This is a genomic window from Alteromonas lipotrueae (assembly GCF_019249255.1).
GTDB classification, from domain to species: domain Bacteria; phylum Pseudomonadota; class Gammaproteobacteria; order Enterobacterales; family Alteromonadaceae; genus Alteromonas; species Alteromonas lipotrueae.
On sequence record NZ_JAESDJ010000015.1, the window covers coordinates 53,539 to 77,517 of the forward strand.

Genomic DNA, 23,979 nt, shown 5'->3' on the forward strand with positions numbered 1-23,979 from the left:
GAATGAATTACTCTTCGTCAATGCTGTTTTCGTAACCGTCAGCGTCTAACAAGCCTTCAACTTCTTCGGCATCATCAGCTTTAATTTTGAATAACCAGCCATCGCCGTAAGGGTCTGAGTTTACAAGCTCAGGTGAATCTTCTAGGTCTTCATTAACGCCAACGACTTCACCGCTAATAGGCGCGTAAACATCTGAAGCCGCTTTTACCGATTCAGCAACAGCGATATCGTCGCCAGTACTTACGGTGTCGCCAACGTCTGGCAGTTCTACAAATACCATATCGCCAAGCAAGCCTTGAGCGTGCTCAGAAATACCTACTGTGAATACCCCGTCACCTTCTGGGCGAACCCATTCGTGGGTAGATGCGTAACGTAAATCTGTTGGAATGTTGCTCATAATCGTTCCTGTTATTCTCTGTTAACTTATAAAACACTTTTTCCGTTGCGAACAAAGGAGGGCTTAACCACTTTTACTGTAACCCACTTTTTGCGCATTTCCACCTCAACAGTTTCGCCAACATCTGAAGGTACTCGTGCTAACGCAACAGAGTGGCCTAATGTAGGTGAAAATGTGCCCGAGGTAATAATGCCTTCGCCGCTTTCGGTTTTAATTTTTTGACCGTGGCGCAACACGCCTTTATCTGTCATCACTAAGCCTACTAACTTGTCGGTACCGACTTCACGCTGTGCTTCTAGTGCGCTGCGGCCAACAAAGTTACGATCGCTTGGTTCCCACGTAATGGTCCAGCCCATGTTAGCGGCTAATGGCGATACGGTTTCATCCATATCTTGGCCGTACAAGTTCATGCCTGCTTCTAAACGAAGTGTGTCACGTGCACCTAAACCACAAGGTTTCACGCCTGCATCTAGCAAGTCTTGCCAGAAGCCTGCGGCTTGCGCGGTTGGTACCATAATTTCGTAGCCTGCTTCACCGGTGTACCCAGTGGTAGCAATAAATAAATCTTCAGCTTGTACGCCGAAAAATGGCTTCATGCCTGCAACCGCTTCTTTTTGCGCGGCGCTGAAAAGCGTTGCGGCTTTTTCTTTGGCGTTAGGGCCTTGCACGGCAATCATGGCGAATTCTGGGCGTTCGGTAATAGATACGTCGAAACCTTCAGCGTTGCTATTAAGCCAGTTCATGTCTTTTTCGCGTGTGGCTGAATTTACTACTAGGCGATAGTTAGTTTCATCGAAGTAATACACGATTAAATCGTCTACCACGCCGCCTTCTTCATTAAGCATGCCGCTGTATAGCGCTTTGCCTTTTACTTGAAGTTTAGCAACGTCGTTGGCAAGAAGGTGTTGAAGGTATGCTTTGGCTTGTGTGCCTTTTACATCAACAATGGTCATGTGCGACACGTCGAACATGCCTGCATCTTGGCGAACTGCGTGATGCTCTTCTATTTGTGAACCATAGTTAATTGGCATATCCCAGCCAAAGAAATCAACCATTTTGGCACCAGATTCTAGGTGCTTTGCATGTAGGGCGGTGGTGTTAGACATTCCACTTTCTCTTAGGTAAGGGTAGAAAACACCATCGAGTATAGTGAGTGAAATAAGGCACAACAAATTGAAAATTCTTATCAATACATTTATAAAGTTAATGCATACGATTTACTACATCAGGAATTCAAATGAAGATTTGCGCGGTAAATAAAAAAATACCCACCTAATTGTGTATCAGGTGGGTATGACGATATTGCTTATAACAGGTTTATGCTAAGCCAACTTTATTGGCTCTGTGTAACTTCGTTCATTGCTTTTTTTGCTAGTGCGATGGGTGCTTCTGGTTCAATCAATGGCGGAATTGAAAGGTCGTTAATCCACTCACTTTCCCACTCAATTAAGGCCTGCTGCTGCGCTGCATCATCAAAATCCACGCCATCTTCCCTTGCCGTACGGTAGGCTGTTAAATATTGCTTCCAGCGCGGGAAGTAGTAGGTTGCATACATGCCCTGCCAAGCTTTAGAGGCATAGTCTTTCAGCTTAGGCCCACCCCACTGGGTTATTTGCAGCCGCGCGTTTTTAACGTAATAGGCCGATTCTTCTTGTGTTTCGCCATAAGCACTGGCGTCACTTAACCATGAATGCAAACTTTCTTGATGCACGCCTAGCAAGGTGTCTAGGTTCTGCACTGCTAACTCTGCCGCTTTTAATTGTGTATTGCCTTTCTCGAACTGCTTTTGCTGGTATGCGCGTAGGGCTTCCTGAAGCATACTGTCTATATGTAGCGATACAGACTGTTTAATTAAATCGACAAGATCGTAGGTAAATAACGGCGAATCACTATATTCGTGTGCAATGGCAAGTAACTGGTTAATGCCTTTATCTAATTGTTCAAGATTTCCCGGGTGCCCTTCAAATTGAGTCATGGCAATACTCGGGCGCTTAAACAATAGGTAAGCTCCGGCAGACCCTTCCCACCAGCGACTTTGCCAATAGTTAACAGAGAATACCCCTTCAACTACATGTTCCCATGCCGCCATAAGCTCAGGTGAGCTTTGGCCATATCTAGCCTGCGTGTACGTAGACAACCACGCCTGCATGTTCGGTTCTGGGTTCCATGGCAGGTCGAACAAAAACTCGTATGCTACTGAATTATTGTGAATTCCTTCTGGGAATACCCCAAAACCAGTTAGCATGCCTGCATTTTCTGACTGGGTGACAACACGTAGCTGTTCAACATAGTCGGCAAAATCGGCGTATACGGGGTCGGAACCCCCATAATTATGTATAAAACCGAATATCCACGGCTTGCCTTTAAAGCCCTCTGTTCGTTGCCACACATGATAGCGGTCGTTGCCAATATCGTGGATCATAGCTTTGTTGTCTGGCACATCTTTTAGAAAGGCTTCTATAGAATCTAAATCCCAGAACTCTTCGTCGGCACCAAACATCCACCCTTGCATTACCCACACCGCATTGGGCGCTGCTTGCTGAATAGATGCATAAATACGTTTACCGTAAGAAGCAAGATCGGCATAGCGGGTTTCCTCCGACACAGGCGGTAACATTTCATTGAAGGCGTCTGAAAGGTAATACTGTTGTTCGCCGTATTCGGCGGTATAAATGTCGATGAAGCGCTTAGCGACTTTATTGAATAGCGGGTCGGCAGGGTCTAGCCAATAGGTTGCGTTCTCAAAGCCTGTCCAACGTGGCATTTCATATATTTTGGCCTCTGGGTGTTTATCTACGAAGGCTTTAGGCACATAACCACTGAATGCCGGCACCACGGGCTTCATATCTAATTCGCTCATTCGGGCTAAAATTCGTTTTTGCAGCGCGTGCTTTTTATCTATCCAACGTTGCGGTAACGGCCCTTCGTGGCCTTCTATGTTGCCCATGCGTTGCCACGGCGTAAAAGCAGGCCCTGAAAAATAGTCAGCCAGTTGTGCGTCGTTTATACCAAATTCTTTCCATAAGGCTTGCCATACATATTCTTGGCCTTCCATAGCAACCGGGTTATTTATCCCGTGTATCGCCATCCAATCAATCTCTTGTTCCCATCGCTGCCATGTCCACCATGGAGTGGTATAACCGTACGCGCACACGTTTAAATAGGCTCTTTGCTGGAATGGTGTTTCTATTTTTTTACCATCATATGCAGGAAAAAAATCAGGAAATTCAACACGGCTGCCTTCCCAGCTTACCGACAACGCCCCTTGACTACGCAAATACTGATATGCGCCGTACGCCAATGCGGTGTTACTGTTGGCCACCACTTCGGCCTTCCCATCGGTAACATCTACTTCGTACCAGTCGCTACCGGCATCGGTTACTTTCCGTGTGGTTATATTAGGTACCTGCCCGTTAGATACTCGCTTCAGCACGTCTTGCACGCTTGATTGCTCTTCTCCTGCTACAGCTGCGGCGCTTTCCACTTGTGTTTCACAACCTAAAAGCACTGTTGCAACACCAAAGCACACTATGCGAAAAGAAGATGACCACGTTTTTTTCATTGTGTTAATTCCTGACACCAAACAAATTTTAAGTGTTATACACTGCCACCACCCATGTGATGGCGGCAGTGTCATTTATTAAAATGCGTAAACCGCACTTAGGTAATAACTCGAACCGATAATACTGGTGGTCTGCCACACTGGCTTCTCATCGGTAAAGTAGGCTTCTTCGTTATTGCCATTTATATTTAGTGCACCAAATCGCATATTAAGCGCTTCGGTAACGTTGTAGCTAAGCAAAATATCTATTTGGTTTCTGCCATCAACAACACGCCCTTCCCTTGCAAAAAACGCATCGGTATTGTCTTGAATGTAAGGGCTTCGGTGGTTTAATGCTATGCGAGCACTAAAAGTATCATTTTCCCAATAGCCAATAATATTCCAGGTCTCTTCAGAAGAATTTGTTAACACGAAGTCTTCGCTATCTTCTGCATCAATAAAGGTATAGTTAGCAGAAAAACCAAAGCCTTTTATTGGCAGTAGCTGATCTAGCCCTTGATTCCAGCCTAACTCGTAGCCTTTTATACTAGTGCCTGAATCGTCGTTGTAGGTACTGGTAATTTCATAAATATTGCCGCTGGTATCTACACAATCGGAAGGCGTACCACTTAGCGCCACATCGTTGTAATTGTCAGGGCAAACAAATTCAGACACAGAACCGTTCTTTATTTCTTTCCAGAACAAGGTTAACGCTACACTATCACCCTCACCGTAATACCATTCAAGGCCTACGTCGGCTTGATCGGCCGTCATCGCTTCCATGTTAGGCTGCCCAAGGTCAACCGTATACGTAGTTGTACCGAAAGAATTGCTTGCCGAGGTTTCAGAAGCGGCAATTTGCGTATTTGACGTTAGAATGGGGCGCACCAATACTTTAGCCGCCGCAAAGCGAGCTTGCACATCATCGGTTAGCTCTAACACCAAGTTTACACTGGGTAAAAAGTTGCTGTAGTCGTAGTCGTCTGCGTACTCACCCACAATCAGTCGAATTTCGCCGTTGTCTGGGTGACTGTCACCAGTAAGATAGGTGTTCACGGTTCTATCGGTGGTTTCATAACGCCCGCCTACATTACCGCGCAGAATTAAATCGCCCAAATAGGTTTCGAAATCTAGCTGCGAATATAACGCTAATACATCGCGGGTAATCCCATAAGACGATTGCGCCGCAAAGAACGTAGGCACAGTAACGCCTTCGGCAACAAGCGCATCTCGATAAGCTTGAATATCAGGTGCAACCCACCCATGTCCAATCGACATTTGGTTATCGAGAAAGTCGGTTACCATAAAGTTATAATCAGACATTAGCGGTAAATCGTCAGGGTCAGCATCGCCTATCGCGAATCTGTCTGTACGGTATATATTACGGTTAAACTCTTCTTTGCGGTATTTGGCTCCGAAAGAAAAACCAGTAAAAACTTCACCTTGTAAAGCACGTTCAGCGTCAAACTGAAGCGCTGTCTCTGACGCGTCCATATAGCGAGTGGCACCATTTGGGTATTCGTTACGTGGCATATCTGCTGGGTATAACGCAGGGTCTGTTAAGTCTTCATCTACGTTAAACACCACATTATTGCGGTCAGAAATATCCATGGTAGCAGACACGGTAGTGGCCAGAATAACAGCCTCTTCCGCGTGCACAGCGTCACCTTTGGTATAATGGGCAACGCCTGACAGCGTCCAGTTTTCTGTTTCGTAGGTAGACGCTAACGTAAACGCCTTACTGGTGGCTTGCTTGTCTTCTTCTTGACGGTTGTTTTCAAGGGTGAAATCGTCAATTCGAACGCGGTTATATACGCCATTTTCTGGTTCGCCCAATAAAGTTATATCTTCACGATCGAACAAAAATACCTGCTGATTTAAATCTTGCTGAGTGTCGTCGTCAGCATAAATCACCGTGAATACGGTTTCGAAATTATCTGTTGGACGCCATTGAATTGCGCCATTCATAAGGTAACGCTTGGTTTCCCGGTCTATCCTGCGATAACGAGGTCTTCGCGGTATGTCGTTCCCTTCATCATCACTGAACCAGCGCCCCATCCAAAAGTTATCAACGCGATCGTCAAGCTCCTGATAACCCGCATTTAAGAAAACACCTACCGTGTCATCAGCAAATTGGTCGATATAAGTAATGTTACCCTTTGGCGTGACATCGTCAGTGGGCGAAAACTCTGAATACTGCCCTTTCAAAGATGCCACCACTTTACGTTCGCTGTATGAAAGTGGCTTGGTCGTATCTATGTTGATAGTGCCAGATAAGCCGCCGGTATCCATGTCGGCACTTGGCGATTTGATAACAGAAATGCTTGACGCTAATTCAGATTGAATAATGTCGTACCGAAAACCACCCGTGAAATCGGCACTGGCCATGGTTTGCCCGTTAATAGTGGTACGCGCATATTGTGCGCCTAATCCACGCACACTAATTGTCGATCCTCGCCCATTAATATTCGAAATTTGCACACCCGGAATACGCTGAATGGCCTCGGCGATATTTTCAGTAGGAAACTTACCAATATCTTCTGAGGTGATAATGTCAGCAACTTTGGTCTCGTCTCGTTTCATTGCGGCTGCTTGTACCAGACTTGAACGATAGGTAACGTCTATACGTTCAATATCGTTGTTTTCACCTGATGGACTGTTTTGTGCCACGGCATGTATGGGCGCACCAAGGGCGCATACTATGGCAGTAGCAAGTATGGTTCTGTTTGGAAGTGACTGGTTCATTTGTGGTTCCCACATTCATTCACACTGTTGTTGTTTTCAGCTTCAGGCAACCAGCTGAATAGATTTTATTTATTATTATTTTCGGTGACTTTTTCATCACTCCATTTTGACGCTACCAACTTATGTCAACGTTGTCAAACGTGAGCAATAAGTTTTTACAGCAAAATTTCAGTGTGGGAATAGTGGTTACAGAGACCTTATTTGTCGTTCTGCGGCTTACTGGCAGAGTCGCGCAACACCACATCTAATGTAAAACCTGAAGAATCAACCGAATGTACATCTTTGCTTTGCATCATTTTGATGACCATTGCAGCAGCAGCAGCGGCTATTTCAAAGTTGGGTTGATTAACCGTAGTTAAGTGTGGCCATGTTTGTGTTGAAAAGGGGCTATTTTCAAATCCAACAATAGAGATGTCTTCTGGCACTCGAAGCTCTTTTAGCCTTGCCATAAACACTGCACCGGCGGCAATTTCATCGTTACAGGCAAAAATAGCCGTGGGTCTCGGCGACATTGAGAGCACTTGCTTTGTCATCGCCATACCAGATTCGAACGTAAACTCGCCGTCTACTATTAGGTTCTTATCAACCCTTGCGCCAACCTCTTCATGGGCATCTTTAAAGCCCTGCAGCCTACCTAAGCTAGATTCATGCGACGCATGATAGCCCAAAAACGCTAAGTGCTTATGCCCTAGCTCTAATAAGTAACTTGTCAGCTTGTGTCCTGCCTCTACGTCGTCGACATGCACAACAGGCGCAAGGTTATCAGGCGCAGATGCACCCGACAAAATACGTACTACTTTGGCATCACGGTTAAGCAAAAACGTCACCAGCTCTCGGTTTTCTGACAATGGTGGGGTAAGAATAATACCCCCTATTTGGCTTGAGTTAATCATCGCGGCCAACTCTTTACCCACCTCCTCAGAACGAGAATCTGTAGGGTGAATAACTAACTCAAATCCTTGCTTACGGCACTCTGAAATAATGCCATTTTGCATTTCAATTACATAGTGGCTATTTGGGTTATCGTAAACGAAAGCCAATGAAAACGGAGATTTCCGCATAACCCTGGCAGTATGATTGGGCTGGTAATTGAGCTGTTTTATACACTCTTGAACGCGTAATTTTACTTCTTCACTTACATTTTGTTCTTGGTTTACCACCCGTGACACGGTTTTGAATGACACGCCAGCTAGTTTAGCGACATCCTTGATCGTTGGCTTTTTCATGAAGGTAATCTTACGCGTTAAAGTTAAGTGCTTATCTTTTAAAAGCATAAAGATATTAGTAGTTACAGGCAACTGTAACTATCAATATCTACTTACACGAACAATTGAATGAAAATCCAATTTATTATTGACAACGTTGACAACAAAAAGATAACGTAGATAAATTGGTTATTTATAAAGCACTTCAACATGACAAACTCAAACCCCAAACAACGTTTGCTGTCGCTGGATGTATTTAGAGGTTTAACTATTATCGCGATGATAGTAGTAAACAGTCCCAACACGTACGGTGAATTCTCACATGCACACTGGATAGGTATTCATTTTGCCGATCTTGTTTTCCCGTTTTTTATCTTAATTGTTGGCGTAGCCATTAGCCTTGGTTTTAAAAATACCAACGCCGCCTCGCCGCAACTTCCCAGCGTGTTAAAGAAAGTATGGCGCCGCGCACTCATACTTTTTGGCTTAGGACTTATTGTAAATTTGTTCTACACCCATTTTGAGCAGGTACGAATTTTAGGCGTACTACAACGCATTAGTATTGTTTATTTGGTGTGTTGTTATTTAGCTATCTATTGTCAGCCTCGCACGGTGGTAAAAGTAGGCATTGGCATATTGGTGGGTTACTGGGTATTTATCTTACTGGTACCGGCACCGGGTTTGCCAATGGGCCATTTAGAACGTGGTGAAAATATTATTAACTGGGTAGATCGCTTTGTTCCGGGCATGTTGTGGCGCGGCGAATGGGATCCTGAAGGGTTACTCAGTACGTTTCCAGCCATAGTTACCGGCATTATGGGTATGGTAATTGGTCGAATTATTATTCACGCAAAGGGCGACCTTACAGTAGCAGTGATGAACTTATTCTTGTTTGGCTTTATTTCTTTTTGTCTGGGTTGTATTTGGAGCTTAGGTTTTCCGTTTATCAAACAAGCATGGACCAGCTCTTTCGTGCTGGCCACCGGCGGAATAGGCGCCATGCTATTAGCTACCATGATGTGGTACACCGATATTAAAGGTTGTCGTAAAGGAACAACACTAGCCGTTATCTTTGGTGCAAATGCAATTACAGCCTATGTGTTACATGTGATTATTGAAAAGGGCCTCGATAGGCAATTCGGCGGCATATCAGTCCATCATGCCTACGAATCTTGGGCAGCAAGCATAGGGCTAAACAGCTTTTTTAGCGCAACCGTATGGATCATCTTGTTTGTGGGTATTTGTTTCTTGCCGGTACTCGGTTTATATCGCAAACAAATCTTTATCAAAATCTAAGGTGGCACTTGTGAAGCGAAAATTCTTTCTTGGTATTGATGGTGGCGGCACTAAGTGCAAGGCTCGACTAGAATCGTTTGATGGAGAGCTGTTAGGAGAAGGACTATCAGGCCCATGTAATCCGGCTCAATCTGCCGACACGGCACTTTCTTCAATTATTGATGTAACAAACCAGGCGCTAACGTCGGCTAACCTACCGTTACCAACAATAAGTGAGTTAGACGTGTGCTTGGGCTTAGCGGGTGTGAACATTCCTGTTTATCGTAATCTTGTTGAAAACTGGCCGCTTCCTTTTTTATCTACCCATATTACTACCGACCTCCATATTGCCTGTATGGGCGCTCATGCAGGTAAAGAAGGCGCTATTATAATTAGCGGCACCGGAAGTTCCGCATTGGCGAATGTAAATGGTGAGCTTTCCAGTATTGGGGGACATGGTTTCCCGCTAGGAGATAAAGCGGGCGGCGCTTGGTTGGGATGGCGGGCGCTAAGTTACACACTGGAAGCCCTAGATGCTTTGCAACCTAAAACACCACTTGTCGACCTTGTTTGCGAAGCCTTAAATACAAATTCGGCGCAAGAAATTGTTGGCCAAGCACTGCATTACACCTCGAATGAGTACGGTAAGTTAGCGCCCATTGTGGTTCAACTTGCTAAAGAAAAAGAGCCTGCTGCGGTATCGATAGTAGAAGAAGGCAAACACTATCTAATGAGCGTTATTTCTCGCCTTGATACGTTAGGTGCAAAGCGGATCTCAATGATAGGCGGTTTAGCATCACACTGGTGCGAGTGGTTTCCAGAAGCAACTCTACAACGTTTAAGCCCAGTAATGTGTTCGCCAGAATATGGCGCTGTGGCGGTAGTTAAACAAATCATGAAGGACTTGTAGTATGAAAGAAGTAACTAAAATGGCCACTGAGGCCAAGCAAACGCCATTGGTTATTGCCCGCCAGTTTGTGAGCAATAGAAAAGAATACGATACATTGGCGCAAAACATAAAGCTTCACGATCCAGAGTTTGTTTATATTATTGGTCGCGGAACCTCAGATCATGCTGGCGTATTTGGAAAATACCTTATTGAAACAGAAATGGGATTACCCGTTGCCTCTGCCGCGCCTTCGGTAAACAGTGTTTATGGAAAATCGCTACGCTTGAAACGTGCACTTGTTTTTGTTATTTCTCAGTCGGGCCGTAGCCCCGATATTATCGCACAAACCGAAATGGCAAAGCGTGAAGGCGCACTGTGCGTAGCACTGGTAAATGATGAAACATCACCGCTAAAAGACATTGCTGATGTATTCATTCCTTTGTGTGCTGGGCCTGAAATTGCTGTTGCCGCCACGAAAAGCTATATGGCTACACTTTCTGCTCTGCTCAGTATTGTGGCAATTTATACCAAAAACAGCGCCTTAATTTCTGCCTTAATTGAGCTTCCTGCGTCACTTATCGCCATAATAGAAAGCCCCCCTATTTTAAGTGCTAAACAACTCGCGCCGCTAGACCGATGCGTAGTGCTTGGCCGCGCCTTTGGATACGCTATTTCTCGTGAAATTGCACTTAAAATGAAAGAAGTATGTGGTATTCAGGCTGAGGCATTTAGTAGTGCAGAATTTCTACATGGCCCTATCTCTTTGCTCAATCGTGATGTGGCCATTGTTAACGTGCATATTTCTGACGCATCTAGCGACCACCACATGGCACAAATTGCTGAAGTTGAAAGAAGAGGCGCAAGCGTCTATCCGCTACTTTACACTTCAAACGATATTCATCCTCTTATCGCCCCCTTACTTATTATGCAGCGTTTCTATTTAGATATTGAAATGGCCGCTCGAGAGCTGGGAATGAACCCCGACAGCCCTACTGGCCTTAAAAAAGTTACAGAGACAGTGTAGTCATGGCGGGATATTTTACTGAACAGCTTTTCGATGGGTACGTATTTCATACTAATACTCGCTTTGAGGTAAAGAACAGCCTCATTACGTCGCTTACCCCCAATAGTACGCCAGGAGATGCGACTACATTAGAAGGGTTAGTCATGCCGGCAATGGTGGATGTTCAAGTGAATGGTGGTGGGGGCGTGCAGTTTAATGAAGCCCCCACATTAGCCACGCTACAACAAATGGCTAATGCATACCTAAGTAAGGGGACTGGCAGTTTAATGCCCACACTCATTACCGACAATATCAACACCATGCAGCAAGGTGCCGATGCCATTGCACAAGCTCTTCAGTGGAATGCGGGCGCTATCGTGGGTGTTCATTTCGAAGGCCCACATTTAAGTATTGCCAAGAAAGGAATGCACAGTGCGCAGGTTATTCGCCCCTTGGGGGAGGATGAATTTGCTCTTTTCACACGAAAAGATGTAGGTAAAGTGATGGTTACCTTGGCGCCTGAAACGGTTTCAATTAACGATATAAAAAGACTTACCGAAGCAGGCGTTATCGTGTCTCTGGGTCACAGTAACGCTAGCGCAGATGAATGCTTAGCGGCATTTGATGCGGGCGCGACGGGTGCAACTCACCTGTATAATGCCATGTCACAGCTTACTGGCCGCGCACCGGGTTTAGTAGGTAGTGCTTTACACCGTAACAACATTTATTGCGGGCTGATAGTTGATCATCAGCATGTTCACCCAATCAGTGCCGAATTGGCAATTCGCTTAAAAGGCGACAATAGATTGATGTTGGTAACCGATGCCATGGCGCCTGCTGCTAGTGAGGCAGACCATTTCAGCTATCATGGTATGAAAATTTATAGAAAAGACAACGCGTTGAAACTCGACGATGGCACGCTGGCTGGCTCAATACTCACGTTAGAAGAAGCCATACAAAATACGCATTTCGATTTAAACGTTGCGCTGCAAAGCACACTAAAAATGGTTACCTCTACACCGGCTTCCTTTTTAGGTTTGCAGTCTAACATCGGAATATTGGCGCCTGGCGCAATAGCAAACTTCACCACACTTGATAAAAATTTAGCCGTTCAGCAATGTTGGCGAAACGGAATAAAAGAATATTAAAAAGCGCTAAACGTATACCCTTAATAAAAGGAATAATAATGATAACAACTCAAACCACCTCCAAAGCGCCACCTACCTTGCTCCCCATGGTAATTATTGGCACGCTGTTTTTCGTTTTTGGTTTTATTACTTGGCTAAATGGCGCCCTCATTCCTTTTTTGCAGATTGTCTGTAGTCTCTCAAGTACCGAAGCATTGCTTATCGCCTTTAGCTTTTATATTGCGTATGTGGTCATGGCACTCCCCATGTCTTTTGTACTCAATAAAATAGGCTACAAAAATGCAATGTCGCTTGGCTTAGTCATGATTGCGTCGGGGTGTGTTTTGTTTGTTCCTGCGGCAACAAACCAAACTTTTCTGCTATTTATTGTTGCGCAGTTCGTGGTGGGCTCAGGGCTGACCATTTTACAAACCGCGTCTAACCCCTATTTAGTAAAAATTGGCCCGGCTAAAAGTGCCGCTGTGCGCATTTCTATTATGGGATTATTGAACAAAGGGGCTGGCTGGTTAGCCCCAATCGTATTTACCACATTTGTACTTGGCGAGTTCGCAGGCATTAGTGAACAAAGTATTGCGGCACTTCCAGCAGCGGAACGCGCAATTCAAATAGAGCAATTGGCAGATAGCCTCATTAAACCTTATATGGGTATGGCAATTGCGCTTATTCTCTTAGCCATAGGTTTACGCTTTTCGAAGCTTCCCGAACTTAATTTAAATAATGAAGATGCACAGCTTGACGAAAGCGGTAAATCAAAAGGCTCAATATTACAGTTTCCCCAATTGATACTTGGTGTAGTGGCTCTATTTTTCTACGTAGGGGTAGAGGTTATTGCAGGAGACACCATAGGGTTAGCAGGCTCGAAATTGGGCGTTCCCGGCGCACTTGGCCTTACTTCTTACACTATGTTTTTCATGGTAATAGGATATACGCTTGGACTTGTATTGATTCCCCGATTACTCAATCAACACCAACTTTTAATGCTCTCTTCTGCGCTTGGAATGCTATTAGCGCTGACCATCCCTTTTACTTCAGCTGATAGCCATTCCATTTCAAGCTTACTCTGGGGTTGGACCGGCATTACCACCTTACCCAACCCTATTACGTGTATTGCGCTATTAGGCTTAGCCAATGCGATTGTATGGCCCGCTGTATGGCCTCTGGCGCTAGAAGGGCTGGGTAAGTTTACAGCAAGAGGTTCGGCGTTATTAATAATGGCCATTGCTGGAGGCGCAATTCTTCCCATGGCGTTTGGCTTTATTGCCGACAGTTACGGTGTGCTCAATGCCTACTGGATGACGATACCATGTTATGGCTTTATTCTTTTTTATGCAGTAAAAGGCTGCCGAATAAAGCAGTGGTAACCACACGTTATAAGCCTACTTTTGAGTAGGCTTAATTTTTCTATTTTTGCGTTTACCTTTATACTGCGTTAACTTTCCCATTTAGACACTCTTATACTGCATGAAACAGCTATCGCTAGATAATTTGCGCACTTTTGTGAGTGTTATTGAACTTGGCGGCTATGCCAAAGCCGGTGACTTTTTGGGTCGGTCGCAGCCCGCTATTAGTTTGCAAATTAAAAAACTTGAAACCCAGTTAGAGCGAAAACTGTTCACTAAAGTAGGTCAACGGCACTTACCTAGCGCCGATGGCAACTGGCTGTACCCTAAAGCCAAGGAGCTACTAGAGCTTAACGACAACATATTTAAGAGCCTAATTCCTGCCCCGCTAAGTGGCCGCTTACGTTTGGGTATTCCTAACGAATTTGCGTCCACCTTGTTACCTGGGCTAATTGGAGAGTTTTCGAAGCGCTACCCAGATGTATCTCTAGAGGTTACCTCATCGCTAAGTCGCGATTTACTGCACCCTAGCCAGCGCGAACATTTCGATTTAATTTTAGCGCTGGTCAACCCCAATGAAGATACGGAAGGGGAAGTGGTACTTGAAGATGAAGTAGTATGGGTGGGCGATGCTAGCCACCCGTTAGTAGGCGACAGCATTCCGTTAGTACTCGCCCCCGATGGATGCATGTACCGAAGCCGAGTCATAGAAGAACTAAAACAACAAACTTTTGCGTGGAAAATTACTTACACTAACGCCGATTTAAGCGGGCTGGTCGCCGCTATTCAGCAAGGCCTAGGCATTACCGCCCTCGCCCGCTCAAGTTTGCCGCAAAATGTATCCCCCCTTAACCACCCTAAGCTCCCCAAACTAGGCAGAGTGAATATTTGTCTATTCAACCAAGACACTCAACATCCTGTCATTAGTAAAACGTTAGCAGAGTTTATTACAAGTAGATTACGTGGGTAGTGCAGCTAACCAATAATTGATTAAACTAGGCGAGCTAGACACGATTTCACAAACTACACAATAAAACTAAGCCGCAATCTATAAGCACGATTGCGGCTTAGTTGTTTGCATCAAAAGTGAGTTTTTGCGTAACGCAAACTAGAACGGCGTTTTCAATAGATATCTAAATAAAACAAAGACTGTAGTGTCATCGTTTCATCTTGAAGGTAACTTGGGTTTCTTTCGCACGTATTTTCGGTGCCATCAATGATACCCGCTAACACTTGCCCACCATCTTCTCTGCACACGGTGCGCTCATGAGGTCGCTCGCTTCTCAGGTTAGGGTTCGTTGAGCCTGGGAAAACGTCATCGAAACCCACTGAATCAAGGGTTTGCGCTACAGGTGACCACGTTTCGCCTGGCCCACGGGGATCTTTCCAGTAATAGCAATATCCCCCCGTTAAAAACGTCCAGCTATCGGCACTAGCCCGTGAACGTTGGTCATGATAGTTACCATGAGAATATTTACCAACATAAACAATAGGGTGCTCACCATCTTTTTCTATTGTGTCAGCAGGTTTAGTATAACGACCATTGTGCTGCCAATAAGTCACATGCTCAAGCTCGTGCTCTACTACATGTACCGTAATAGCCTCCCAATCATCTGCGTGCCCACTATCCCAGGTAGTACATCCGTTTTGGTCACCGTAGTAGTTCCAGTAAGTAATCAACTTGTGTGTTTTACCGTTAACGTTTTCTTCGTATGTTTCCCAAAAAACGGGAACATTTGTGGCTTGATACTCACTTCGAGTAACACATTCTCCGCTATTTGCGCCATTAGCTGGGCTGGTTGGCCAACATTCATTATCAGTTCTTAATTTGTAAACAGGTTTGAAGTCATTCACGTCATCTGCATAGGTATTTTCAATCTGCCCTGCCAGCCCAGCAACAACGCACATTACGCTTACATAGAAATGTAGTTTCATTTCGTGCCCTTTTCTATTTAGGTTATTTGTTGGTTGTACATGCTTATCTCAAATAGCTCATTGAGATAATAAGAAGAGCGTTTACTTGCGCATATTGGGGACAATAAACAGCATGAAACTTATGTGACAGCCCGACTACCTTTTACGATAGTGGGAGAGAAGCCTGAAGGGGTGAGAAAAGAAAAGACTCGCACTCGCTACACACAAAGAATGGTAGCGAGTTTTTATTGCATTGCGCGAACGGATTAGACGGCTAGTGGTATCAATTTACCCAACGGTTTTTCAATACTTTCTGGTGGTTCGGTAAAGTAAACGGGCGCTTTGTCGGTCATGTATAAACAGTCCTCAAGCCGTACGCCAAATTCACCAGGTATGTACAAGCCGGGTTCGTTAGAAAAGCACATGCCTTTGTTAAGTGGCGTGGTTTCGCCGCGCACAAAGTTCACGCTTTCGTGGCCTTCCATACCAATACCATGGCCGGTACGGTGGCTTAAGCCGGGCAACGCGTAGTCTTTGTCGAAGCCTTGGGTAACATAATATTTGCGAACCGCATCATCTACTTTGCCAGCAGCCGTACCTATTTTAGCGGCAGCAAACGCCACGTTTTGGCCTTCACGCACGGTATTCCAAACATCTACCACCTGCTGTGATGCTTTACCAAATACCAATGTACGGCTAATGTCCGACTGATACCCATGTACGCTACAGCCGCTGTCTAACAATATTACCGAGCCTTCACTAATGGTTTGTTTGGCATTGGTGCCGTGCGGGTACGCACTGGCGTCGTTGAACAATGCTAAGCACCATGCGCCGCTACCGCCCAATTGTTGCTGTGCGCTATTCATTAAACTTTTCACTTGGGCTTGGCTCATACCAATTTCAAGCTTGCTGAATACATACTCGTAAGCACGAAGGGTGACTTCGTTGGCTTTATGCATAAGGGTAAGTTCAGCCGCCGTTTTATACATTCTACAGCCGCGGGTAACTGGCTCGGCTGCCACAATATTCATGTTTGGCAGTGCATTGGTTACGCCTGTTACCACAAAATAGCGAACGCTGCTTTCAAAGCCAATATTGCCTTTTTCGATACCGCGAGATTTTAAAATGTTAGCAACAACATCGAACGGGCTTTCGTGTTCTTGCCATACCCGTACGTCGTTGCCCACTTTTAAACTTTCTAGCACACTGGGTTGTTCGAAAAAGGGCGTCACTACGGCTACGTCGCCTTTTTGCGGAATAATCAAGGCGGTTAGGCGCTCGCTGCGCCACCACTGAATACCCGAGAAGTAATCCATGGCTGCGCCCGGCTCTATAATGATGGCGGCCATATTATGCTGCGCCATTAACGCCTGCGCCTTTTTAATACGCGTTTCGCGCTCGGCATTGGTAATGGGCGAAACACCAGAAGTAATAGATTGCAACGATGATGGGCTGGCACTGACACTCGCAGTTTCACCAGCACCAGCGAAAGTCGCAGTAGACATCATGGCCAGGGGGGCAAGCGGTGCGAGTGTTGCTGCGCCAGAAAGCTTTAGAAAATCGCGTTTGTTCATCATCATTCCTTTTTATAGATTTTTTATCTGCCGAAAGACTATTTTTGAGGCTTAAGCCCACATAACTAGCACCGCCGCCACGGCAATCAGTAACAACCCGACTATTTCTTGTAAGGTTACTTTATTCTTAAGCCAATAGTGCGCGAGCAGCAAGGTTAATAATACTTCTAATTGCCCTAAGGTTTTTACTAACGCCACATGCTGCAGCGCCATGGCAGTAAACCAACAGATTGAGCCGAAGCAACTCACTGCACTAATAGTGATGCAGTGGGGTAAACGCCCAAAAATCTGTTTAAACACTTGAGGTTTGGTAACCAAAATATAACTGCTTAAACCAACAGCCTGAGTACATAACACCCACAGCAATACCCAAGCAGCACTGTGCACAAAAGGCATGGCTAGCATATGGCTGGCTTCGCGAACAAACAACGAGGTCAGTGCAAAGCAGGTTCCACACGCTATGCCTATCAATAAGGTTTTTAAGCTTAAGCCCTGCGCGTTGTTGCCACTACTTAAAACAAATACGGCTAACCCACCTATACCAATGCCTATCCAACCGAGTAACGTTAAATAGCTGCCAAAAAAAAGCATGCCTAGCACGCCAGCCACCAACGCTTCACTTTTGGCCAGCCCTGCTCCTATGGCAAAGTTCTTTTGTTTGAATAACACCACCATAAAGGCTGTGGCGGCAATTTGCAGTACCGAGGCTAGCAGTACAACTACTATAAATGAGAGGCTAAACGAAGCGCTTGATGCTTCTCCTAAAGAGCTTCCAAAAGAAGGGAGTGGCTGAGGTGAAGCCGTGTGCAGAATAATTAAATAAATTAGGGCTATGGGCGGAGCAAATAAAAAACGTGAAAGGGTAACGCCCACGGTATCGACGTGAACGCTGAGTTTGCTTTGCAGGGCATTGCGCACGGTTTGCATAAATACCGCACCAAGGGTGAAAAATACCCAGCTCATAGATGTTGATTCGCTTATTGTTTAGATGTTTTAAACCGCCGCTTTAGAACGGCCGTTAAATATCAGCCGTACTACTGTTTTGGTGCTTCAGACTCTGCTGTTTCAGCCGCTGATTCAACTAAGCCGGCGGCCGGTGCCTCTGGTCTGTCTATCAAGCGTTTTTTCTTAAAGTCTGAATCACGTTTCCAAACCGGCCATTGCTGGCTATTTGCTAAACCGGACATCATAGTGCCAATTAAAGCTAGGTCTTGCTGTACGCCGCCCAATGTCCAGCTTGGTAGGTAATCGTCGTCGGCTTTGTGATAGCGATTCGCTATAAAATTAGGATCGGTATCGCCTAAGCTCATAAACAATAATGAAGGCACGCCTTGACGAGCAAGCGCGAAATGATCAGAGCGAAAGAACAACCCATTTTGTGGGCGCGGATCGAGCTTCACCGTGCGCCCTTGCGCTGCGGCAGTAGCACTTAAATCATCTTCAAGTGAAGAGTACCCTTCGCCATACTGCAAAATATAATCTACCGCGTTATTTACGTTCATGCCGTCTATATTTAAAAACGCCACCATATTAGCGGTTGGAATAGGCGGATTTTTGGCAAAGTGATCGGCGCCCAGTAAGCCGGTTTCTTCGGCAGTAAATGCACTGAACATTAGGGTACGTTCAAACGGTGTTTGCTCGCTTTGTGCTACCAAGTTATTGGCTAGGGTTAGCACTCCGGCCACGCCCGAGGCATTATCTACCGCGCCATTATAAATCACGGTTTTACCGTTTTTCTCACTTTTCCCTAAGTGATCCCAATGGGCATGCAACATTACCCACTCGTCTGCGGCCGATGCGCCGGGCAATATGGCGGCTACGTTCAGCGACTGAGCATGGGTGATGGTATTTGAAAAGGTCAGCGAGGCTTTCACTTTCATAGGAATAGGTTTGAACCCTGGCGTTGATGCTTGTTCTTTAAGTGCGGCGTAATCTAGCCCAGCTTGCTCGAACACCGTACGTGCCGTATTAAGATGTAACCACCCCATTACGCCAACTTGAGATAAGTTTTTATTGCTATCTACTAAGGTGAATTTGGTATTTGAGTTAGAGTTTTCAACCACGCCCCAGCCATAACCAGCAGGCATGGTTTCGTGAACAATAAATACGGCTTCAGCGCCTTGGCGGGCGGCTTCTTCGTACTTGTAAGTCCAGCGGCCATAGTAGGTCATGGCATTGCCTTGGAATAAGTCAGGGTCTTTTGACGCAAAGCCAGGGTCGTTCACCAGCATAACCACTGTTTTGCCTTTCACATCTAACCCAGCGTAGTCATTCCAATTATATTCAGGCGCATTAATGCCGTAGCCCACAAAAATGACATCACTATTTTTTAATGCGATGTCTTTCACCATTCGTTGAGTTCTGGCGGTAAATGCACTGCCACCAGCAAAGGTGTGCTGGCCTAAGGTTAAGGCCATATCACTTGAAGGGGTAATTTTTGCCAAGGGCACAGGCTGAGTATAGCTATCGCCAAAAGCTGGTTTTAAACCAAGGGCTTTGTAGGCTTCCACTAGGTAATTTACGGTAAGGGTTTCGCCTGCTGACAAGGGCCCGCGGCCTTCAAACTTGTCGCTTGCTAACGTACTAACGTGAGTACGGTATAAGTCTAAGTCGCTGTCGCTGATGGTAACCGTTGAAGGCGTATCTGCCTGCGCTAACGCGGGTAGCGCTACACTGGATGTTCCTATACTGGCTAGCGCCAATAAGGCAAAAGCCGTCAGCGTAGACTGACACCTGGAAAGTGAAGAAGTGCGAACAGCACACGAAGAGGTAAAACAAACTTTCTGGATAAATTGACGAATTATCATTAATTTAGGCGCTTGTATAAAACAGATACCTTAAGAGTATCGTTATACAGCGCCTAGCTCAATCGTTGGTATGCATTTGGGCGTATTTGGTTGCTTTTACATGTGGCTGAGAATGTGACTCAATGTATTTAGAGCCCCATTGCATGGCTGACAAAAGCCTGTTTAACCGCGCTAAGCTTATCGGTAGCGGCTAAGCCTACACCTCGAATTAGCTTTTTAAGGGGGTCGTTGCCATCGAATAGGAACTTAAACCCATCCATAGCGGCAATCATTTTCATCGCCTCGGTTTTACGTGCTCGCTCGTAAGGGCGCAAATAACGAAGCTGGCCTATGTCTTTTTGTTCCTCTAGCAAAGTGCCTAATAATGCAGCCAAAGCTAACGCATCTTGCATGCCTAAGTTGGCCCCTTGCCCCGCCAACGGGTGAATAGTATGAGCAGCATCACCCACCAGTACTATGCCCTCTTTAGCCCATTCTCGGGCGTAACGCATAGTCAGCGGAAATGTGGTTCTTGGGGTCTCTAACGTGACTGGCCCTAATGCGTTGTTGCTTGCCGCTACTAGCGCATTACAAAATGCGCTATCGGAACACCCTCGCAATGTTTTAGCGGCGTCTGGGGTTTGCGACCACACAATAGAACACACATTAGGATCGCGCATGGGTAACAATGCTAAAGGCCCTGTTGGCGTAAATGCTTGGCGCGCCACGTTTTCATGAGGCTGCTGGGTACGAATGTTGGCAACAATGGCGGTATGTTCGTAATCGCGAAACGTAATAGGTAAGTTCGCGTTTTTGCGTACGAAGGAATTAGCACCATCGGCACCCACTAATAATCGGCACGACAGCGCATCGCCATTTTCTAGCATTAGCATGTTTTGCTGTGGGCTACTTAATACGCGCTCTATGGTGGTATCTATCACCACAACGTTATCTTGCTTTAGTACCGAATGGGCCAAGCCATTAACTAATGCCTGATTTTCAATAATAACGCCCAAGGTATCGCTTTCTAAGTCACCCCCAGTATCGTTACCCACAAAGTGAGTATCGTTACCAGCAAAGTGAATATCACCAAAGCTGTCTTTATCCCACACATGCATTGCATTATACGGGTTTGCCCTACTTTCATCGATATGCTGCCAAACATCGGCTTTTTTTAATGCGTTAATATTGGCCTGATTAATTGCGCTAACTCGTGCACCTGGCTTGTCGCCAAGGGGCTGGTCTATAGAGCCTTTATTTAGAATGGCGATGCGGCACGGCGCGCCTTTTAGTACTGCGGCCAGGGTTAACCCTACTATTCCACCGCCTACAATGGCGATATCGGCATGTTGCATATCGGCTCTCTTATTCTCTGTTCTTGGTGCTAGCTTTATCGGGCTAGATTCATCGTACTAGCAATATAATGCTAACTATCCACGCTGCCCAAAGCGGGTTCACCTATCACTAAGGAACATCACTTTGAATTATCACTAAAGCGCATATATTAAAGCTGTCTATTAAACGCTGCGCCCATATCCAGTGGCTTGTTGCACAAACGCGCGCTTCGCACTTGGCATCACATTTAATGCAGTTAGTGCCATGTTTCTTGCTGCCACCAACGGAAAGTGACTATTTGAAAACGTACGTACTAATGTATCGGTTAACGTAATAGTGGTGGCTCTGTCTTTACTGCGCTTAACCGCGTATTCGTTGAGTACGTTAAATTCCCCCGGATCGGTCACGCCTTTAAGCGTGTTTACCAAAGTAATAATATCGCGAAGACCAAGGTTAAACCCTTGCCCCGCAATAGGGTGCAATGCTTGGGCAGCATTACCTACCACTACCGCTCGATGACTGGTAAGTGCATCGGTGTAACTTAATGCTAGTGGGTAGCTAGCCAATTCACTGATGGCCATTATATGCCCCTGCCGGTAACCAAACTCTTGCTGTAACCGATGAATAAAGGCTTCTTGGCTAAGTTGAATAAGTGATTCCGCGTGCTCGCGAGCAACCGTCCACACTACGGAAAACCCTTTCCCTTTCGCCACATGCCCACTTATTTCACTGTCGAAAGGCAAAAACGCGACGGGGCCATTTTCGGTAAAACGCTCGTAGGCTTTGTTGTGATGCGGCTCGCTAGTGTGGGCATTGAAGATAATAGCCACTTGCTGGTAATCGTCAGTGTGGCGGGTAAGCCCTACTTGCTGAGCAAGTGAAGAGCGGCCGCCATCGGCAATCACCAACAGCTTTGCAGTAATAGTGCTGCCGTTATTAAGGGTGACTGCAGTAGTATCAGTTTCGCGAGTTAAGTGAGTGACGGTGGCTGGCGCAATGTGCTGATACTGCTTGCTTTGCGACATCACATTATGGGTAAGCGCACTTAGCGACACCACTTGCCCAAAGGTATTAATACCAAACTCACTGCATGATAAATTCGTTAGGCCAATACCGCCTTTATCGCTTACTTCAATATGCTCAATTTTACCTTGGTTTTGTTTTGCTAATTCGGCTAACCCAACGCCCATGGTATTTAATTCATTTACCGTTCGCCTAGCAAGAGCGATTACCCGAGTATCGGTTAACGGGTTAAAGGTGTTGCTTTGCTTGGAGGAGCGGCTTGCATTGGAGGAGCTAGCTGCATTCGAGGGACTGGCGGCATCGACCAAAGTCACCGAAAGGCCGGCTTGTTCAGATAAGCCTTTAGCCAATACGCAGCCAACTATTCCACCACCTACAATGACGACATCTTGTTGGCTCACGTTATTGAACCTTCTTTCGTACTTTCTTTATTCGCTGGCTGCATAAGGGCTTCGATGTCTTTCACGGTTTTAGGTACATCCGTGGTTAGAATATCTACACCTGTTGCGGTAACGACAACATCATCTTCAATACGCACGCCAATGCCTTTATATTGTTCTGGCACATCGCTGTCGGTAGCAATATAAATACCGGGCTCTACGGTAAGTACCATGCCAGGTTTTAATAAGCGGTCCTGACCATTAATTTTATAATTTCCTACATCGTGCACATCTAAGCCTAAAAAGTGCCCTAACCCGTGCATGTAAAATTGCTGCCAGGCTTTATCGTCAAGATTTTCAGCTACAGAACCTTTTAACACGCCAAGGCCAACCAAACCTTCGGTGATGACTTCGGCGCTGTGCGTCATAGCGTCGGTTAAGGTAATACCTGGGCCAAGCATGGCCAATACGCTTTCTTGTGCTTTTAACACCAACTCATATATTTCGCGCTGGGGCTTAGAAAATTTACCATTTACGGGGAAAGTACGGGTAATGTCAGCGGCATAACCCTGAAATTCAGCGCCTGCGTCTATTAGCACTAAATCGCCGTCTTGGGTTTGCGATGAATTTTCGGTGTAGTGCAAAATACAGGCATTTTCACCGCTACCCACAATCGTGCTGTAAGCCGGAGCGCGAGCACCCGCCATAGCAAATTCGTGATGTAACTCAGCTTCAAGTTGATACTCAAAGCAGCCCGGTTTGGCATATTGCATAGCCCGCTTGTGCGCACTGGCGGTAATTTCAGCCGCGGCTTTCATCATGGCTACTTCACAGGCCGACTTAAACACCCGCATTTCATGCAAAATGGGGCGAACGTCGGTAATAGTTTTAGGCGCTAAGGCTTCTTTAGGTGCATTGCGCAAAGTAGCAAGAGCGCTATTTACCTGTGCATCTGCTTCGTCATTTTCACCTAAGGCGAAATAAAGATGGTCTTGGCCTTGAAGCGACTCAAGCAAAGCATCGCCTAGCTCAGACTGTTCAAACGCTTCATCTAGGCTGAAGCGTGATAGTGCCGCTTCTGCACCTAAACGTCTGCCTTGCCAAATCTCAGCGTCTTTATCTTTTGGTAGACACACCATGGCACGATAGCTTTCACCATAGCGTGGATGATTCGATAAAATTAACCAAGCGTCGGCTTCTTCGAATCCGGTTAAATACCAAAAGTCGCTGTTTTGTCTGAACAGGTATTCAGTATCTCGGCTTCGGGTCACTAAACCCGCTGCCGGGATAACACAGACACTATTAGGCAAACATTGCGCTAACAGTCTATCTTGACGAGCGATAAATTCTTGCGCACTAATCATCTCATTCGCCTTTCTTCATCAATATTTTAAATCTCATGCATCTAATGACGATCATGCTAT

The 23,979-nt window shown here is 45.8% G+C and carries 18 protein-coding genes; 6 read left to right on the forward strand and 12 right to left on the reverse strand.

What is annotated here, in order from left to right; genetic code table 11:
- Nucleotides 1-7: 7 nt before the first annotated feature.
- From gcvH to KYS23_RS17085, 5 genes are all read right to left on the reverse strand, one after another.
- Nucleotides 8-397, reverse strand: coding sequence for a glycine cleavage system protein GcvH (gcvH, locus tag KYS23_RS17065; RefSeq protein WP_129739833.1), 390 nt, complete (start codon nucleotides 395-397; stop codon nucleotides 8-10).
- 26 nt (nucleotides 398-423) lie between these two features.
- Entirely contained in the window at nucleotides 424-1,503 is a 1,080-nt protein-coding gene (gcvT, locus tag KYS23_RS17070; RefSeq protein WP_218397423.1) for a glycine cleavage system aminomethyltransferase GcvT, read from the reverse strand.
- A 227-nt stretch (nucleotides 1,504-1,730) separates the two neighbouring features.
- Nucleotides 1,731-3,959, reverse strand: a complete 2,229-nt coding sequence (locus tag KYS23_RS17075; RefSeq protein WP_218419547.1) for an alpha-N-acetylglucosaminidase — start codon at nucleotides 3,957-3,959, stop codon at nucleotides 1,731-1,733.
- A 78-nt stretch (nucleotides 3,960-4,037) separates the two neighbouring features.
- On the reverse strand, nucleotides 4,038-6,683 hold the full coding sequence (locus tag KYS23_RS17080) for a TonB-dependent receptor (RefSeq protein ID WP_218397418.1): 2,646 nt from the start codon (nucleotides 6,681-6,683) through the stop codon (nucleotides 4,038-4,040).
- A gap of 197 nt (nucleotides 6,684-6,880) precedes the next feature.
- A complete protein-coding gene (locus KYS23_RS17085) occupies nucleotides 6,881-7,909 on the reverse strand; it encodes a LacI family DNA-binding transcriptional regulator (RefSeq protein WP_159532636.1) in 1,029 nt (342 codons plus the stop codon).
- A 189-nt stretch (nucleotides 7,910-8,098) separates the two neighbouring features.
- On the opposite strand from KYS23_RS17085, the gene KYS23_RS17090 reads away from it, so the two are divergent.
- The 6 genes from KYS23_RS17090 to KYS23_RS17115 all read left to right on the forward strand — a co-directional run bounded on the left by KYS23_RS17090 (nucleotide 8,099) and on the right by KYS23_RS17115 (nucleotide 14,513).
- Nucleotides 8,099-9,184, forward strand: a complete 1,086-nt coding sequence (locus KYS23_RS17090) for an acyltransferase family protein (protein ID WP_159532638.1) — start codon at nucleotides 8,099-8,101, stop codon at nucleotides 9,182-9,184.
- A 10-nt stretch (nucleotides 9,185-9,194) separates the two neighbouring features.
- Nucleotides 9,195-10,073, forward strand: a complete 879-nt coding sequence (locus KYS23_RS17095; protein WP_159532640.1) for a glucosamine kinase nucleotide-binding domain-containing protein — start codon at nucleotides 9,195-9,197, stop codon at nucleotides 10,071-10,073.
- A 1-nt stretch (nucleotide 10,074) separates the two neighbouring features.
- Nucleotides 10,075-11,076, forward strand: a complete 1,002-nt coding sequence (gene nagB-II, locus KYS23_RS17100; protein ID WP_246604473.1) for a glucosamine-6-phosphate deaminase NagB-II — start codon at nucleotides 10,075-10,077, stop codon at nucleotides 11,074-11,076.
- 2 nt (nucleotides 11,077-11,078) lie between these two features.
- Nucleotides 11,079-12,203 (forward strand): N-acetylglucosamine-6-phosphate deacetylase, encoded by a 1,125-nt coding sequence (nagA, locus tag KYS23_RS17105; RefSeq protein WP_159532644.1) that lies wholly within the window; start codon nucleotides 11,079-11,081, stop codon nucleotides 12,201-12,203.
- Nucleotides 12,204-12,241: 38 nt separating this feature from the next.
- A complete protein-coding gene (locus KYS23_RS17110) occupies nucleotides 12,242-13,564 on the forward strand; it encodes a sugar MFS transporter (protein ID WP_218419549.1) in 1,323 nt (440 codons plus the stop codon).
- Between the two features lie 100 nt (nucleotides 13,565-13,664).
- Entirely contained in the window at nucleotides 13,665-14,513 is an 849-nt protein-coding gene (locus tag KYS23_RS17115) for a LysR family transcriptional regulator (protein WP_159532648.1), read from the forward strand.
- Nucleotides 14,514-14,665: 152 nt separating this feature from the next.
- Here KYS23_RS17115 and KYS23_RS17120 read toward each other — a convergent pair whose 3' ends face one another.
- From KYS23_RS17120 to pepP, 7 genes are all read right to left on the reverse strand, one after another.
- On the reverse strand, nucleotides 14,666-15,478 hold the full coding sequence (locus KYS23_RS17120; protein ID WP_159532650.1) for an NPP1 family protein: 813 nt from the start codon (nucleotides 15,476-15,478) through the stop codon (nucleotides 14,666-14,668).
- Nucleotides 15,479-15,723: 245 nt separating this feature from the next.
- The gene (locus tag KYS23_RS17125) at nucleotides 15,724-17,031 is read right to left on the reverse strand and encodes a M24 family metallopeptidase (protein WP_218419551.1); all 1,308 of its coding nucleotides are present in this window, start codon (nucleotides 17,029-17,031) and stop codon (nucleotides 15,724-15,726) included.
- A gap of 51 nt (nucleotides 17,032-17,082) precedes the next feature.
- Nucleotides 17,083-17,994, reverse strand: a complete 912-nt coding sequence (locus KYS23_RS17130) for an EamA family transporter (RefSeq protein WP_159532654.1) — start codon at nucleotides 17,992-17,994, stop codon at nucleotides 17,083-17,085.
- Nucleotides 17,995-18,065: 71 nt separating this feature from the next.
- Complete coding sequence (locus KYS23_RS17135) at nucleotides 18,066-19,838, reverse strand: M28 family metallopeptidase (RefSeq protein WP_218419553.1); 1,773 nt, start codon at nucleotides 19,836-19,838, stop codon at nucleotides 18,066-18,068.
- A 128-nt stretch (nucleotides 19,839-19,966) separates the two neighbouring features.
- Nucleotides 19,967-21,172, reverse strand: a complete 1,206-nt coding sequence (locus KYS23_RS17140; RefSeq protein ID WP_218397409.1) for an FAD-dependent monooxygenase — start codon at nucleotides 21,170-21,172, stop codon at nucleotides 19,967-19,969.
- A 162-nt stretch (nucleotides 21,173-21,334) separates the two neighbouring features.
- Complete coding sequence (locus KYS23_RS17145) at nucleotides 21,335-22,576, reverse strand: FAD-dependent oxidoreductase (RefSeq protein WP_218419554.1); 1,242 nt, start codon at nucleotides 22,574-22,576, stop codon at nucleotides 21,335-21,337.
- A complete protein-coding gene (gene pepP / locus KYS23_RS17150; RefSeq protein ID WP_218419555.1) occupies nucleotides 22,573-23,919 on the reverse strand; it encodes a Xaa-Pro aminopeptidase in 1,347 nt (448 codons plus the stop codon). The genes KYS23_RS17145 and pepP overlap by 4 nt, the downstream gene beginning before the upstream one ends.
- Between the last annotated feature and the right edge of the window lie 60 nt (nucleotides 23,920-23,979).

Bases quoted from the DNA above. Each gene is read 5' to 3' on its own strand.
- gcvH (WP_129739833.1), bottom strand. From the start codon at position 397: ATGAGCAACATTCCAACAGATTTACGTTACGCATCTACCCACGAATGG.
- gcvT (WP_218397423.1), bottom strand. From the start codon at position 1,503: ATGTCTAACACCACCGCCCTACATGCAAAGCACCTAGAATCTGGTGCC.
- KYS23_RS17075 (WP_218419547.1), bottom strand. From the start codon at position 3,959: ATGAAAAAAACGTGGTCATCTTCTTTTCGCATAGTGTGCTTTGGTGTT.
- KYS23_RS17080 (WP_218397418.1), bottom strand. From the start codon at position 6,683: ATGAACCAGTCACTTCCAAACAGAACCATACTTGCTACTGCCATAGTA.
- KYS23_RS17085 (WP_159532636.1), bottom strand. From the start codon at position 7,909: ATGAAAAAGCCAACGATCAAGGATGTCGCTAAACTAGCTGGCGTGTCA.
- KYS23_RS17090 (WP_159532638.1), top strand. From the start codon at position 8,099: ATGACAAACTCAAACCCCAAACAACGTTTGCTGTCGCTGGATGTATTT.
- nagB-II (WP_246604473.1), top strand. From the start codon at position 10,075: ATGAAAGAAGTAACTAAAATGGCCACTGAGGCCAAGCAAACGCCATTG.
- nagA (WP_159532644.1), top strand. From the start codon at position 11,079: ATGGCGGGATATTTTACTGAACAGCTTTTCGATGGGTACGTATTTCAT.
- KYS23_RS17110 (WP_218419549.1), top strand. From the start codon at position 12,242: ATGATAACAACTCAAACCACCTCCAAAGCGCCACCTACCTTGCTCCCC.
- KYS23_RS17115 (WP_159532648.1), top strand. From the start codon at position 13,665: ATGAAACAGCTATCGCTAGATAATTTGCGCACTTTTGTGAGTGTTATT.
- KYS23_RS17120 (WP_159532650.1), bottom strand. From the start codon at position 15,478: ATGAAACTACATTTCTATGTAAGCGTAATGTGCGTTGTTGCTGGGCTG.
- KYS23_RS17125 (WP_218419551.1), bottom strand. From the start codon at position 17,031: ATGAACAAACGCGATTTTCTAAAGCTTTCTGGCGCAGCAACACTCGCA.
- KYS23_RS17130 (WP_159532654.1), bottom strand. From the start codon at position 17,994: ATGAGCTGGGTATTTTTCACCCTTGGTGCGGTATTTATGCAAACCGTG.
- KYS23_RS17135 (WP_218419553.1), bottom strand. From the start codon at position 19,838: ATGATAATTCGTCAATTTATCCAGAAAGTTTGTTTTACCTCTTCGTGT.
- KYS23_RS17140 (WP_218397409.1), bottom strand. From the start codon at position 21,172: ATGCAACATGCCGATATCGCCATTGTAGGCGGTGGAATAGTAGGGTTA.
- pepP (WP_218419555.1), bottom strand. From the start codon at position 23,919: ATGATTAGTGCGCAAGAATTTATCGCTCGTCAAGATAGACTGTTAGCG.